Source organism: Microcoleus sp. POL10_C6, assembly GCF_036701585.1.
In the GTDB taxonomy this organism is placed as follows: Bacteria; Cyanobacteriota; Cyanobacteriia; order Cyanobacteriales; family Microcoleaceae; genus Microcoleus.
Genome location: NZ_JAUBRB010000008.1, coordinates 1 through 12876, shown reverse-complemented (window position 1 = coordinate 12876; position 12876 = coordinate 1). Strand labels below are relative to the sequence as shown.

The 12876-nt window shown below is 48.4% G+C and carries 10 protein-coding genes and 1 CRISPR repeat array; of the genes, 2 read left to right on the top strand and 8 right to left on the bottom strand.

Annotated elements, in window-relative coordinates:
* Nucleotides 1-311: 311 nt before the first annotated feature.
* The 8 genes from QUA34_RS06490 to pdhA all read right to left on the bottom strand — a co-directional run bounded on the left by QUA34_RS06490 (nucleotide 312) and on the right by pdhA (nucleotide 7270).
* Nucleotides 312-2504, bottom strand: coding sequence for a diguanylate cyclase domain-containing protein (locus QUA34_RS06490; protein ID WP_333385008.1), 2193 nt, complete (start codon nucleotides 2502-2504; stop codon nucleotides 312-314).
* A complete protein-coding gene (locus QUA34_RS06485; RefSeq protein WP_333067864.1) occupies nucleotides 2501-3106 on the bottom strand; it encodes a chemotaxis protein CheC in 606 nt (201 codons plus the stop codon). The genes QUA34_RS06490 and QUA34_RS06485 overlap by 4 nt, the downstream gene beginning before the upstream one ends.
* Nucleotides 3103-3480, bottom strand: coding sequence for a response regulator (locus QUA34_RS06480; protein ID WP_333213290.1), 378 nt, complete (start codon nucleotides 3478-3480; stop codon nucleotides 3103-3105). Before QUA34_RS06480 ends, QUA34_RS06485 begins: the two co-directional genes overlap by 4 nt.
* Nucleotides 3481-3716: 236 nt before the next feature.
* Nucleotides 3717-4247, bottom strand: a complete 531-nt coding sequence (locus tag QUA34_RS06475; RefSeq protein ID WP_333053714.1) for a tetratricopeptide repeat protein — start codon at nucleotides 4245-4247, stop codon at nucleotides 3717-3719.
* A 272-nt stretch (nucleotides 4248-4519) separates the two neighbouring features.
* The gene (gene rplT, locus QUA34_RS06470) at nucleotides 4520-4876 is read right to left on the bottom strand and encodes a 50S ribosomal protein L20 (RefSeq protein WP_006634165.1); all 357 of its coding nucleotides are present in this window, start codon (nucleotides 4874-4876) and stop codon (nucleotides 4520-4522) included.
* A 19-nt stretch (nucleotides 4877-4895) separates the two neighbouring features.
* A complete protein-coding gene (rpmI, locus tag QUA34_RS06465; protein ID WP_006634164.1) occupies nucleotides 4896-5093 on the bottom strand; it encodes a 50S ribosomal protein L35 in 198 nt (65 codons plus the stop codon).
* A 443-nt stretch (nucleotides 5094-5536) separates the two neighbouring features.
* Nucleotides 5537-5989 carry a clan AA aspartic protease gene (locus QUA34_RS06460; RefSeq protein WP_333322983.1) on the bottom strand — a complete coding sequence of 151 codons (453 nt, stop codon included), beginning with the start codon at nucleotides 5987-5989 and terminating at the stop codon, nucleotides 5537-5539.
* Between the two features lie 243 nt (nucleotides 5990-6232).
* Nucleotides 6233-7270: a pyruvate dehydrogenase (acetyl-transferring) E1 component subunit alpha gene (gene pdhA / locus QUA34_RS06455; protein ID WP_006634162.1), complete on the bottom strand. Its 1038-nt coding sequence runs from the start codon at nucleotides 7268-7270 to the stop codon at nucleotides 6233-6235.
* Between the two features lie 458 nt (nucleotides 7271-7728).
* On the opposite strand from pdhA, the gene QUA34_RS06450 reads away from it, so the two are divergent.
* Together QUA34_RS06450 and QUA34_RS06445 are read left to right on the top strand one after the other, a co-directional pair.
* A complete protein-coding gene (locus QUA34_RS06450) occupies nucleotides 7729-10047 on the top strand; it encodes an IMS domain-containing protein (RefSeq protein WP_333385002.1) in 2319 nt (772 codons plus the stop codon).
* 56 nt (nucleotides 10048-10103) lie between these two features.
* Complete coding sequence (locus QUA34_RS06445) at nucleotides 10104-11375, top strand: glycosyltransferase family 4 protein (protein ID WP_333384999.1); 1272 nt, start codon at nucleotides 10104-10106, stop codon at nucleotides 11373-11375.
* Between the two features lie 84 nt (nucleotides 11376-11459).
* A CRISPR array of direct repeats spans nucleotides 11460-12733; the repeat unit is 37 nt; unit sequence GTTTCAATCCCTGATAGGGTTTTAGGTATTTTCCGGC.
* Between the last annotated feature and the right edge of the window lie 143 nt (nucleotides 12734-12876).

Genomic DNA, 12876 nt, shown 5'->3' with positions numbered 1-12876 from the left:
CCTTTCGCCACGTAACGTGCGATCAATTATTCAGCAAGCCCTACTTAAGCCAAAATTCTGATTATATCAGAAAATTATTTTGCAAGAGGTCTAATATTCGGTAATCTTAATTTATTACTTGGGTTCAAGGATTTAATTGATAGAATAAATCAATTCCAACCCTTTTATTTTTATGTTTGAGCTAGCTTATTTCTTACTTCTTTAATTCGCAGAGTGACAGAAGAGGGATATCAGGGTTTGGATCACGCGCTGACAGGGGCATTTTTTACGTAGTGGTATAACTACTCGGAACCCACAAATATGGCAATTCGTCAAGCGCTAGTGGGAGAGGGTAAATTAGTATTGGGTAGGGAAAAATCTACAGGAAGTATCGAAGTGCCTGTCCCATTCGCCTTGGCAGCAGGCTCAGGCTGGTAAAGTTGGATACGAGCGCGCCCAAGTCGTTTAGCTTGATAAAGCGCTTGGTCGGCTGCAGCAACCAGAATTTCGGCTCCCGATTCAGATGCAGGGACAATACTCGCGACGCCCAGGCTGAGAGTGACGTACGAGCTCACCTGAGAACCAGCGTGAGGAAGCTGTAAAGCTGCGATTTTGAGCTCTATGTGTTCGGCTACCAGCACCGCGCCTTGAATCGCGGTATTGGGCAAAATAACGGCAAATTCTTCGCCTCCGTAGCGAGCTACTAAATCGGCGGGGCGATTGACTGCATTGCCGATCGCCGCGGCGACTTGTCGCAAACATTCGTCTCCCCCTGGGTGCCCGTAGGTATCGTTGTAGCTTTTAAAAGAATCAATATCGCAGAGAATCAGGGACAGAGGCGTTTGTTCCCTGGCTTGTCTGCGCCACTCCATTTCTAAATACTGATCGAAACGGCGGCGGTTTGCTAGTTGTGTGAGTTCGTCTAAAGTTGCCAAGCGCTCTAACTTGAGGTTGGCCGCTTGCAACTGCTGGTATAGTTCTGCTTGCTTGATCGCGATCGCCAACTGGGTGGCTAGAGAAGACAGCAACTCTACTTCCAACTGCATCCACTGCCGGGGACTGCACTGGTGGGCCATCAGCAGCCCCCACAACTCGTCTCCTTGCACTAAAGGCACAACCAAATAAGCTCTCACCGCAAATTGTGCGAGCAAGTCAATTTGATATTGCGGCAAATCCGCGGCCAAGATATCGGCGATCGGTCGGATCGCTCGATGTTGGTATGCTTCGAGATAGAACTGGTCAAAACAGAAATTTTCCAGGGTTTCCCCCAACATGGGCTGGCAGTTGGGAGCTACAGATTCCACTGTCACCGCCCCCGTCGCCGGGCCCGCGCACAGACTGCCGGTACAGGGGTTGAAGCGGACGATCATCACTCGATCTGCCTGAAGGAACTGACGCACTTCTGTAACTGTCGTGCTGAGCACTTCCCCCAAATCCAGAGACTGGCGGATGTGCTGAGTAATCGTCGCCATCAGCAGTTCTCGTTCGTTCTGCTGCCGCAGCGCCTCTTCTGCCCGCTTGTACTCGGTGATATCTTGAGCAGTGCCGAAAATTTGTTTGGGGCAGCCGTCGGCTGTGCGGGCGAACACTTGGTCGCGACAGCGAAACCAGCGCCATTCGCCCGATCGATGTTTGAGGCGATATTCCAACTCTAAAATATGCCCGTCTTGGGTCGAGGGAAATTTTTGCTGGTGGGCCTTGAGCCTCGGCAAATCTTCTGGGTACACCAAACTCGAGTACAAAGCAGTTTGCATCTGTAAAATTTCTTTGGGAGTGTAGCCCAGCAATTTAGAAGCTTGACCGTTGACGTAGACATTGCGCTGTTGAGTCAAATCGTAGATGTAGAGCAAATAAGGCGCCGCGTCAGCAATCTGCTGGATGAAATGCTGGCTCGATCGCAATTCTTCCTCCACCCGCTGACGCACTTGCACTTCTTCCAAAGCTTGATCCCGCATTGTGCGGTAAGCTTGGATGCGGTGGGTGAGGTCGGTCACGTCTTGAATCACCAACAGCGCGTAGAACGATGGGGCATTGACCCCCGGCCATATTGATGACGAAGCTGATGGTGGAGATTCCCTAGACACAAAAGCACTTCTTGATGATCGGGAGCCGACATTACCGTCTGATTCCAGCTCAAGAGTATGGAGAATCCAGTCTCTAATCTCCTGTTCTTCAATGCCAGCCTCCAGTGCCGGCACAGCAGTCACAGTAGTTTGCTGAATTCGCTGCTGGCCGTCTTGCCAAGTTGCCGGAATCAGGTGTTTGTGAATTTGAGAAGAAAAAATTGTTGGCGGGCCTCCTGCAAAGATTTGCTTGAAGCGAGTGGCGTACTTTAACTGACTCAGGTGAGGAAAATGGGTTGTGATCTTTGTTCCCAATATTTGGCTGCGGGGAATTTTAGTCCACTCTTCCAGACAAGTGTTCCAAAACAGCACCACAAAATCATCTTGCAGCAAGCAGGCGCCGACTGGTACGCTGTCGAGAACCCCAAACTTTTCCTTAATACTTTTGCTCTCCTCAATCATAGACCCCCGGCAAGTTGATTGATAGCAGTCAACAAGGTGTCAAAGGAATTAACATTGAAAATAAGAATAATATCTCCTTCAATGTGAAGCCTTTCAATCATGAAACTGGTCTGGGCTAATAAAACAACTGTATCAGTAGCTAAACCGCCAGAGATCAGCAAACTAGCAATCGTCCCTTCACTATAAGTGGGAATTGAGTAGTTCAGGCGCTGCTGAAGCACGTTGCTGATTGCACCCATAACCCCATTAATTACAATATTTCCCACTTCACTCAGCGTACCAATTTTGACTGAATCGAGATCGTGAGTTCCTTCTTCGCCTGTGAGCATCGTCACCAGCAAAGCAGCGCTGTTGGTGGGAAAGACTAGCTGGGCAATGCCTCCAAAGGAGCCTGTGAATTTGAGCTGGACGGCGGCGATTTGCTCGCCGTTGAGGTGCTGCTCTAACTCTTCTTCCACGTCGGTGGGAGTCAGAATTTGAAGGTACGGGATTTGCAAGCGAATCGGGGAGTCGATCATGTCATTCAAAACCCCTGCGGCTTGACCGATCCCGATGTTGACGAGTTCCTGCAAAGCATCGAGCTGTCGAGTGCTTAATTTCATTGGGCGCTCTCCTCGCTGACACTGAGAGCTTTTTTGATCCACCCGATTAGTTCGTCTGAGTTGGGCATTTTGTGAATGACTGCCAGGGCTCCGAGATCCATGCACTCGGAGCGGGTGCTGGCTTGAATGTCTGCGGTAATTACGATCACTGGAATTTTATATCCTCGATCGCGCATAGCTTGCAGGACTTCCCGACCTTCCATTTCTGGCATCAGCAGATCTAAGAGCATACAGTTTGGAGTTTTAGTGCCGAGCTGTTCTAGAGCTTCTGGGCCGCTGGATGCTTCCCAAGTCTCGTATCCCTCTGCTCGGAGAATTTTGCAGATTACCCTGCGAGTCAACCACGAATCTTCGACAACGAGAATTGATGTCACTACGTTCTCCTCCTTCTATTGTTAGGACTGACCGGTATTGCAGGTACTGCTTTTATCTTGACATTAATTTAAAGTGCTGGGACGGTGTGTGATCGAGCTTCACTTGGAATTCCTGTTCTTAAAAACTAACGCATTAATGTATTGGATAGTTTAGTATCTTGGACTATGTGAAGAAAAAACCCGGTTTCTGAATGAAACCAGGTTTGCGGGATCTCTATTGCTCCTAACATGGGCGCTCAATTATAGATTACCAAACGCTTCCGAAGGGACTCTACTCGCTGTTTGGCCGTGGTATTGTCTGGCTCGCAGGCGAGAGCTTGTTCATAGATTTCCAAGGCTTGGGCTGTTAATTTCTTGCGCTCGTAGGCGTGACCCAGATTATTGAGAGATGTAACGTATTCTGGCTGCAACTTCAGGGCTTCTTTGTAGTGGCGGATGGCGATGTCGTACTGTTCTTGGCCGAAGTGTGCAAAACCGAGGGCGTTGTAAATAACAGCTTGATTTTCTTCGCCTTCTAAGTCTTTGGCTTTCAGGGCTTTTTGAAACAGTACGATCGCCTGGGAGTAAAGCTTTTTATCTAGATAGATACTTCCTAATTCGTAGTATTCCTGTGCTGTTCCTTTTTCTACTGTCAGCTTATTTTCTAAGCGTTCCAGAGACATTTCCAGCTTCCGAGTTTTGAGAATCTGGCGCACCACAAACCAGGAAGTGCTGCCGAGTATAGCGAGCAGGACTGACAAGTAAATAATGAGCAAATTACTATCCATGTTTTTCTTAAATTTAGGTAGGTCTGCGGAAGGTTTTATTTATTTTAAGGCGGTAGAAATCTCTGATATCTGCCTCTGCAACTGTATAAAAAACAAGGAAATAGCGATCGACCGGCCCGATCGCGATTTCTGAAAAAGCAACAGCCCAGAAGTAAGAACAAAGAAGGAAAGTTTGTCTCAACCTCCTAAATTCATCAGGAGTTTTCCTTCTCTGGCAGACAGTTAAATCTTTCTTACTTCTGCTTTGTGCATTCTGAAAATCAACCTAACTTTCAGGCTCCGGCTCGATTAGCCATTTCCACGACTTTACCGAATGTTGCGGGGTCAATGATCGCCATTTGTGCCAGCATTTTGCGGTTAATTTCGATGTTGGCTTTTTTCATGTTGCCGATCAGTCTGCTGTAGCTCGTGCCGTGCTGGCGCGATGCAGCATTGATCCGAGCAATCCACAGGCGGCGGAAATCGCGTTTGCGTTTTTTGCGATCGCGATAACCGTTACGCAGGGCCTGCATCACCCGTTGGTTAGCTGTGCGGAACTGTTTCGACTGTGCGCCTCGGAAACCCTTGGCTAATTTGAGAATTTTTTTGCGGCGCGCTCTGGCGACATTACCGCGTTTTACCCGTGTCATCTTTAATTTCCGTTAAACTTTACAAGTATGGAAGCATTAACCGCACGTTAGCATCGTTGGTCTCGTCGATGACGACCAGCTTAGAGAGACGGCTTTTGCGAGCTGAACTTTTGTGCTGTAGCAAGTGGCTTTTGTAAGCTTTGCGGCGCACGATCTTACCGCTGCCGGTCGCTCTAAAGCGCTTTGCGGCTGCTTTGCGAGTTTTGAGTTTTGGCATGGACTGGTGTTATTTGGACACAAGCTTCAACCGTATCACATTTGTGGTACTTTCTGCAAGGGAGATTTGCGGGTTGGGGGCGGCGCTGTATTTGGGGCAATATACAGGATGGGCGATCGGCTAATCTTGTGGTTGTTTCCGGCAGTCAACACTTAGTATAGAATGTTATACCGCACTTGCGGTATCATTAAGCGTTCATGAAATTCAATCTCAAAAAAAATTAATTTCACAGGTTCCAGCGAGCCGAGCCTTACCTTTTTCGGTCGATTTATTTCGCAATAATTAAACCATAAGTTTATGGATCGAGATGAGTTTGAAGAATGGCTCTACGACTAAAAGCGTTTGTAAACCCTTAAATTTGTGCAAATTAAAAATGCTGGAATCATGCCGATATTAGCACTCGAACCTTACAAATAAAGGAAATATTTAAACTGAATTTAGTATTAAACTCTCAATACAGGCCTTTCGGGATTTTCGGGATTGGGAACTAGACGCTGATTTTTGCAATCTACCAGCAAATCTAAAGTTTCTAACACAGTTTGGCCGATTAGCACCATATCGCCTAAAACCATTGCCGCCTCAATTGTCTCGCGCCCTTCTATTTCAATGATAATAGGCCCAGTCAATCCTACTGTTTCTTGTCTGCCATCAGCATATTTTGCTATTTCCTGACTCCTAATTCTTAAACCCAGGTGTTCGCAGACTTCTACAGGAATAGCTGTGCGTACTGCGCCAGTATCTATGAGTGCTTCAGCTTCGTACACACGCAACAGATTTGGATTGAGCAATCCTCTCTTGACTAACTCTTCATCAATGGCATTCGTTAGCTTGACTTTGACTCGAACTGCACCCATATTTTTGCTGGATTGAGTTAGATCGCGATCGAGATTTATCATATCGCCTCTCTTTTCGTCTATAAAGTCTACCTTTGATTCTAGCCCTAATTTATGGTAGTAAGATTCGCAGTGCACACCCTACAAGTAGAGTTTGTACGTAAGTCTTACAGCGTATTGCAGGTTGAAGAAGTGCAGTAGGGACAAAGGCTTTCGCCCTGTCCCTACGGGGATCTATCACTCTTGTGGGGAGTAGGGGTTGGGCATCCTGGCAGCCCTAAACATACAAGTTAAATGCACAAAAGCTTACTCATCTTCTGCATAGATAAACCGATACAATTCGCTAGGATCTGGCTCAGCGCTTTTCTCAGCAAAATCGACTGCATCATCAATTACTGCTTGAATTTTATTATCGATCTCTTTCAATTCTTCAGCAGTTGCCAAAGTTCGATCGATCAAATCAGCAGCCAACTTCTTAATCGGATCGCGAGGGAACCAATATTCCTTCTCTTCCTTAGAACGCAACTCATCAGGATCGGCCAAAGAATGGCCGCGAAAGCGATAAGTCAAAGCCTCAATCAAAGTCGGCCCCTCGCCGGCTCGCGCCCGCGCTACAGCTTCTTTCGCCACTTCCCGCACCGCCAAAACATCCATCCCGTCAACCTCAAAACCAGCCATGCCAAAAGCATGAGCCTTCTTGTAAATCAGCGGATCAGAAGTAGCTCGCTCGTGGGCCATCCCGATCGCCCATTTGTTGTTTTCCACAACATAAATAATCGGCAACTTCCACAAAGCCGCCATATTCAAACATTCAAAAAACTGCCCGTTATTTGCAGCACCATCGCCAAAAAAACAAGCAGTCACGCCATCGGAACTTTCATCCCCCAAAGCTTCGCGGCGGTACTTCGATTGAAAAGCCGCCCCCGTAGCTACAGGAATCCCCTCAGCCACAAAAGCATAACCTCCCAACAGTCGGTGTTCGGCCGAAAACATGTGCATCGAACCGCCGCGGCCCTTCGAGCAACCAGTTTCCTTCCCGAACAACTCCGCCATTACCTCCCGCGCCGGCACGCCCGCGCTCAAAGCGTGAACGTGATCGCGGTAGGTGCTGCTGACGTAATCAGTGTCATCCCGGCGCATCGATCGAATCACGCCTGTAGACACAGCTTCCTGACCGTTGTACAAGTGGACAAAACCAAACATTTTGCCCCGGTAGTACATCTCAGCACACTTGTCCTCAAAGTAGCGCCCCAAGACCATATCCTCGTAGAGCATTAAGCCCTCATCGCGAGAAATGTTTACGCTTTGCGCGTCAAAAACTGGTAAAGTCCGTTCCTGAACCATAAATAATTAATACCCGACGATCGGCTTCCTAGACATCTAAATTTAAACCCAGATGGGACACAACCGCAGCAGAAAACGATCAAACGTTTTCTGTGCAACAGTTCACGAATTGTTAAAATGAGTTTGGCCCTCGGGGCGGATTGCGGGGACTCGGAGAGCCAACTCCCATCTAAACCCCATGCAAACGAATGATATAATTCCATTACTCTCAAACCCGAAAATGCTCAAGAGTCAAACCACTCCTTTAGCTGACGGGCAGTGGGGCAAGGCATTTTCCTCACTGTAAAACGCTGTAGAGGGAAAAAAGTCAGAATATCTCTACGACAAGTCCAAGATACCGTGAATGGGGCGGTTGGAAGCCAACACCAGAATTTTTGATTTGGTTTGCGGGAGTATGTCACTTAAGATAGGCTAATTCAGTTGCTAGCGCTTTGGGGAAGTGGACAGTTCTTTAACTTATGTTAATTCCACTAGATTACTACCGGATTTTGGGTCTACCGATTCAAGCTACTGCCGAACAGTTGCAGCAGGCTCACCGCGATCGAACTTTACAGCTTCCGCGCCGGGAGTATTCCGAAGTTGCGATTGTCGCCCGCAAACAACTGCTCGATGAAGCCTGCGCCGTTCTGTCAGACTCAGAGGGGCGCAAAGCTTACGATGCCAGTTTTTTAGCCAAAACTTACGATCGAGAGTCGGAAGCCGCACAGGAAGCCAAGCACCAGAGGTCAAAAACCTCAGCAGGCACGGCCACAGTCCTGCAAGACGCAGGAGAAACCGCTCCGGCAGAGTCCAAGGCTTTAGAGGCTGCTCCCGACCCCCACACTCCAAGTATTGAAATCGATGACAACCAATTCGTAGGAGCCCTGCTCATACTGCAAGAACTGGGGGAATACGAACTCGTACAGAAGCTGGGTCGCCCGTATCTTAACAATGGCAGCATCGCGATCGCAGAAGGTCGTTTCGGCGACCCGCAGCTCGTGAGGCCAGATATAGTTTTAACTGTCAGCCTTGCCTGTCTAGAACTCGGCCGCGAACAGTGGCAGCAAGGTCAGTACGAAAATGCCGCAAAATCATTAGAAGCAGGTCAAGAATTGCTGCTGCGCGAAAGCCTATTTGCAAGCGTGAGGGGTGAAATGCAAGCCGACATATACAAACTCCGTCCGTACAACATTTTAGAGCTATTATCACTTCCCGAAGAAAAAGTCGCCGAGCGTCGCCGGGGACTGCAAATCCTGCGAGAAATGCTTCAAGAACGAGGCGGTATCGACGGTTCGGGAGACGATCGATCGGGTTTAGGAATAGAAGACTTCCTCCGGTTCGTGCAGCAGATGCGTAAACACCTAACCAGCAGCGAGCAGCAGGCGCTATTTGAAGCCGAAGCCGGCCGCCCCTCCGCAGTCGCCACTTACCTCTCGGTCTACACCCTGTTAGCCCAAGGATTTGCGGCCAGACAGCCATCGATGATCCGTCGCGCCAAGCTGATGCTGATGCAGCTCGGTCGCCGCCAAGACGTTCACCTGGAAAAAGCCGTTTGTTCCCTGCTGCTGGGCCAGACAGAAGAAGCCAGCAGAGCCCTCGAACTCAGTTCGGAAAAAGAACCCCTGGCCTTCATTCGCGAACATTCCCAAGATTCACCTGACTTGTTGCCCGGACTGTGCTTGTACGCCGAACATTGGCTACAAGAAGAAGTGTTTCCCCACTTCCGCGACTTGGCCAACGAGTCAGTGTCCTTGAAAGACTACTTTGCTGACCCGAAAGTACAAGCTTACCTAGAAGCTTTGCCACAGGACGCAGAAACCGCCAACGAATGGGTCGTCGTGCAGCCCCGCTCCGGCAAGCCCCCAGGGCGACTGCAACCGACAGCAGGCCGATCGCCCGCTGCCATACCTGCACAGCCACCCACAGCCAAGCAGGGAGCCAGTACGGTCACTTTGACCCCCGTACCGGGCGAGGCTTCCACCGCAGCTTCGGGAACGAAATCCCAGGCAACGGTGGCCGCGTCGAGCGCTGTTGCCCCCGTCTCTCTCCCGATAGCTACCGTGCCACACCCTGCAGACTCGACTTCCAAACAACGCAGACGCCAACATTCAGGGCGCAGCGGAGCAAGCGGCAATGGGCTAAAGGGCGATTTTGTCGATCGGGCGCGCACCAAGGCAGCAGAAATTACCACCCAAGTCAAGTCCATGCCTCCAAACAGGCTGGCTTTGTTTATAGTCGCAGGTGTCCTGAGCCTGTTATTCCTGTGGTTAATACTCAGTCTGTTGGCTAACGCCATGCAAGCCCTATCGGGCCCCCTCCGAGGAGAGCAAGCCCTTGTCCGCCTAGAAGAACCGCCCGTAGAAATCCCTGCCTTGGCCGCGGCGCCAGAGCCGAGCGCCACAGGCGCAGTGTCGGGAGCAATGACTGAGGTAGCAGCAAGAGACTTAGTTCAAAGCTGGCTGTCGGCGAAAGCAGCGGCTTTGGGCCCCAATCACGCTGTGGAAGAATTAAAGCAAGTTCTGACAGAACCGGCTTTGTCTCGCTGGCAATTGATGGCAGAAGCTCAACAGCGAAACAACGCGCACCAGCGTTATGTACACAAGCTGCAAGTTGATGCCGTTAAGACGAATCCGACTAATCCCGATCGCGCTCAAGTAGAAGCCCAAGTCGCGGAAAAAGCCGAAGTGTTCGATCGCGATCAGCTCGTTTCTTCCCGCAACGAAAACCTGCGCGTGCGCTACGACTTGATCCGTCAAGAGGGACAGTGGCGGATTATGGATTGGCAAGTGATTAAGTAAGGAATTGGTAATTAGTAATTGGTAATTTCTGCGGGCTAATTACTAATTACCAATTTATGATTATTAGGTTAATTTTTAATTCCAAAAGCGAGAGTTTTGAATTGCAGATTATTGTTGAAGGCTGGCGTTTTATTTATCATTCCTATTGCGTAGCCAATCAATTTCAACTGCTGGAAATGCACGCGCGGCGCAGCTATCCCGTAGGGAGTCGCCGGCGAGGACAAATTGAGCTTTTCCACCGCGATATGCCCTACATTGACGCAGCTTGGGAGACGAAAATTAGTTTGTTCGATCGCCCAAATGAAACATTACTTCGCAGCATTAAGAACCCTGCGGTAAATCAGTCAGCGGATGTTACCCTGCGAATGTACTGCCCGTGGGACTTCTCGGCATCCACCAGCGATCAAACTTGGGTATTTGCAGCGACAGAATGGGGGATTGTTACCAGTACAGTATTACAGGCGATGGGTGTTAAGGCGATCGCCGAAACTGGGGTTAACTCAGAAACGAAAATTATTACACCTTCAGCTTGGTCAAAAGCTGGCTTAATTCGCAGCGGAGTTGAGGCAGATCGCATTGCCGTTGTACCTTTGGGAGTCGATCCTCAGATTTATTATCCTGCTGCGGGCGATCGGCGTCAATCACTGCGCGAAAGCTTCGGCTGGTCAAACTATTTTATATTTTTAAACATTGGAGGGCAAACGGATCGCAAAGGTATTCGCCCTTTATTAAAAGCCTTCGCTGCGGTAGTTGACAAATATCCAGATGCGAGATTAGTTTTAAAAGGTTCAGAACTGCTTTATCCGTCCAGAGACGAGATTGCTGAAGCGTGCCGAGTTGCGCTCAACGATGCCGAAAGAGCGAGGGTTTTACCGAGATTAATTTATACGGGTAGCCAGCTATCTTTTGCTCAAATAGCAGAGTTTTACCAAGCAGCAGATGCTTATGTTTCTCCTTATTTGGCAGAAGGTTTTAATCTGCCGGTGTTGGAAGCAGCAGCTTCTGGTTTGCCGGTTATTTGCACTGCCGGCGGCCCTACGGATGATTTTACGCGATCGAACTTTGCACAGCGGATCGAGAGTACATTTAAGGCTGTGGCGAGTGACGGGGAAACCTTATTTATCTTAGCTCCTGAGTGGGAACATTTGACTGATTTGATGCAAGGGGCGATCGAACAGCCTGGAATCGCTGCGAAAGCTAGGGTTGCGGGCCCGGCTTTTGTGGCTGAAAATTTTACTTGGAGGCGGGTAGTCGATCGATTGCTTGAGGTTATGGGAGGAGATAAAAAGAGAGAGGAGAGGTCTATTTTTGAGCCAATAATTTTGTAGTTTGGGCGTTTCAAGCCCTAGATGGGGAAATAGGTATTTTCCGGCTGAATTTACCCAATTCGAGCCAGACGTGATGGAGCGGTAGTTTCAATCCCTGATAGGGTTTTAGGTATTTTCCGGCTCCCGAAGTTTTAAGCGGTTTGAGCTTACACTGCTACGTTTCAATCCCTGATAGGGTTTTAGGTATTTTCCGGCGCGAAAAGCCTTGGGATTATCGCAAGTCTAAAAAATGTTTCAATCCCTGATAGGGTTTTAGGTATTTTCCGGCACCGATCGTAGTTGTATTGCGGAAGATTGATGCGCGTTTCAATCCCTGATAGGGTTTTAGGTATTTTCCGGCTAGATGCCAAGCGTCAGCGAACTCTAGAAATTGGTGGTTTCAATCCCTGATAGGGTTTTAGGTATTTTCCGGCTTCCCTCGCAGCGGTATGGGTGGAGAATTCCAAGTTTCAATCCCTGATAGGGTTTTAGGTATTTTCCGGCCCAAACCTCTGGCGCTGTTAGAGGTAATAATTGCCGTTTCAATCCCTGATAGGGTTTTAGGTATTTTCCGGCGGTAGGAATTTCTGTCGGAGCTTACTCAAAAGTTGGTTTCAATCCCTGATAGGGTTTTAGGTATTTTCCGGCGCCATCAGGGAGAATTTCTTCTTCAATAAGTCGATGTTTCAATCCCTGATAGGGTTTTAGGTATTTTCCGGCTTACCGACGATGCACCCTCGACAGTTATTGAGTAGTTTCAATCCCTGATAGGGTTTTAGGTATTTTCCGGCTTACTTTTTCAGGTGGAATAAATAAAACTCCCCCATTGTTTCAATCCCTGATAGGGTTTTAGGTATTTTCCGGCAGTATGTTAAACAATTACAGCGTAGTAATGGTGAGGGTTTCAATCCCTGATAGGGTTTTAGGTATTTTCCGGCCGTCCGCGTCTGCAAGCTTTTTGTACCGATTAGCCAAAGTAGTTTCAATCCCTGATAGGGTTTTAGGTATTTTCCGGCCTAAGCCAAAAAAAGTAGCAAAAGCATTAAAAATTAGTTTCAATCCCTGATAGGGTTTTAGGTATTTTCCGGCTATTACTTATCCGACGTTTCCAAATTTGATCATGTTTCAATCCCTGATAGGGTTTTAGGTATTTTCCGGCCCGATCGCAACAACCTCGCAACACTTAAGCAAAAAGCGTTTCAATCCCTGATAGGGTTTTAGTTATTTTCCGGCCGTAGGCGTATCCCTCTAATCCTTGGAGCCGTGCCGTTTCAATCCCTGATAGGGTTTTAGGTATTTTCCGGCAGAGGGATTGCCGATCGACTCAGGGCTGCACAGTCGAGTTTCAATCCCTGATAGGGTTTTAGGTATTTTCCGGAATACCCATTTTAAGGAGCAAATCATGCAGCCAGCCATCAATCATGATTTAGATATATCTGTTAAGACAATACTCCGGACAGTTTTTAAGCAGCCAGAGTACCATAAGACAAGACTGAAGGAAGGTTAGGGTGATTTAAAATCA

What these genes read in the sequence shown, in the direction of transcription:
- QUA34_RS06490 (WP_333385008.1), bottom strand. Translation starts at nt 2,504, where the DNA reads ATGATTGAGGAGAGCAAAAGTATTAAGGAAAAGTTTGGGGTTCTCGAC.
- QUA34_RS06485 (WP_333067864.1), bottom strand. Translation starts at nt 3,106, where the DNA reads ATGAAATTAAGCACTCGACAGCTCGATGCTTTGCAGGAACTCGTCAAC.
- QUA34_RS06475 (WP_333053714.1), bottom strand. Translation starts at nt 4,247, where the DNA reads ATGGATAGTAATTTGCTCATTATTTACTTGTCAGTCCTGCTCGCTATA.
- rplT (WP_006634165.1), bottom strand. Translation starts at nt 4,876, where the DNA reads ATGACACGGGTAAAACGCGGTAATGTCGCCAGAGCGCGCCGCAAAAAA.
- rpmI (WP_006634164.1), bottom strand. Translation starts at nt 5,093, where the DNA reads ATGCCAAAACTCAAAACTCGCAAAGCAGCCGCAAAGCGCTTTAGAGCG.
- QUA34_RS06460 (WP_333322983.1), bottom strand. Translation starts at nt 5,989, where the DNA reads ATGATAAATCTCGATCGCGATCTAACTCAATCCAGCAAAAATATGGGT.
- pdhA (WP_006634162.1), bottom strand. Translation starts at nt 7,270, where the DNA reads ATGGTTCAGGAACGGACTTTACCAGTTTTTGACGCGCAAAGCGTAAAC.
- QUA34_RS06450 (WP_333385002.1), top strand. Translation starts at nt 7,729, where the DNA reads ATGTTAATTCCACTAGATTACTACCGGATTTTGGGTCTACCGATTCAA.
- QUA34_RS06445 (WP_333384999.1), top strand. Translation starts at nt 10,104, where the DNA reads ATGATTATTAGGTTAATTTTTAATTCCAAAAGCGAGAGTTTTGAATTG.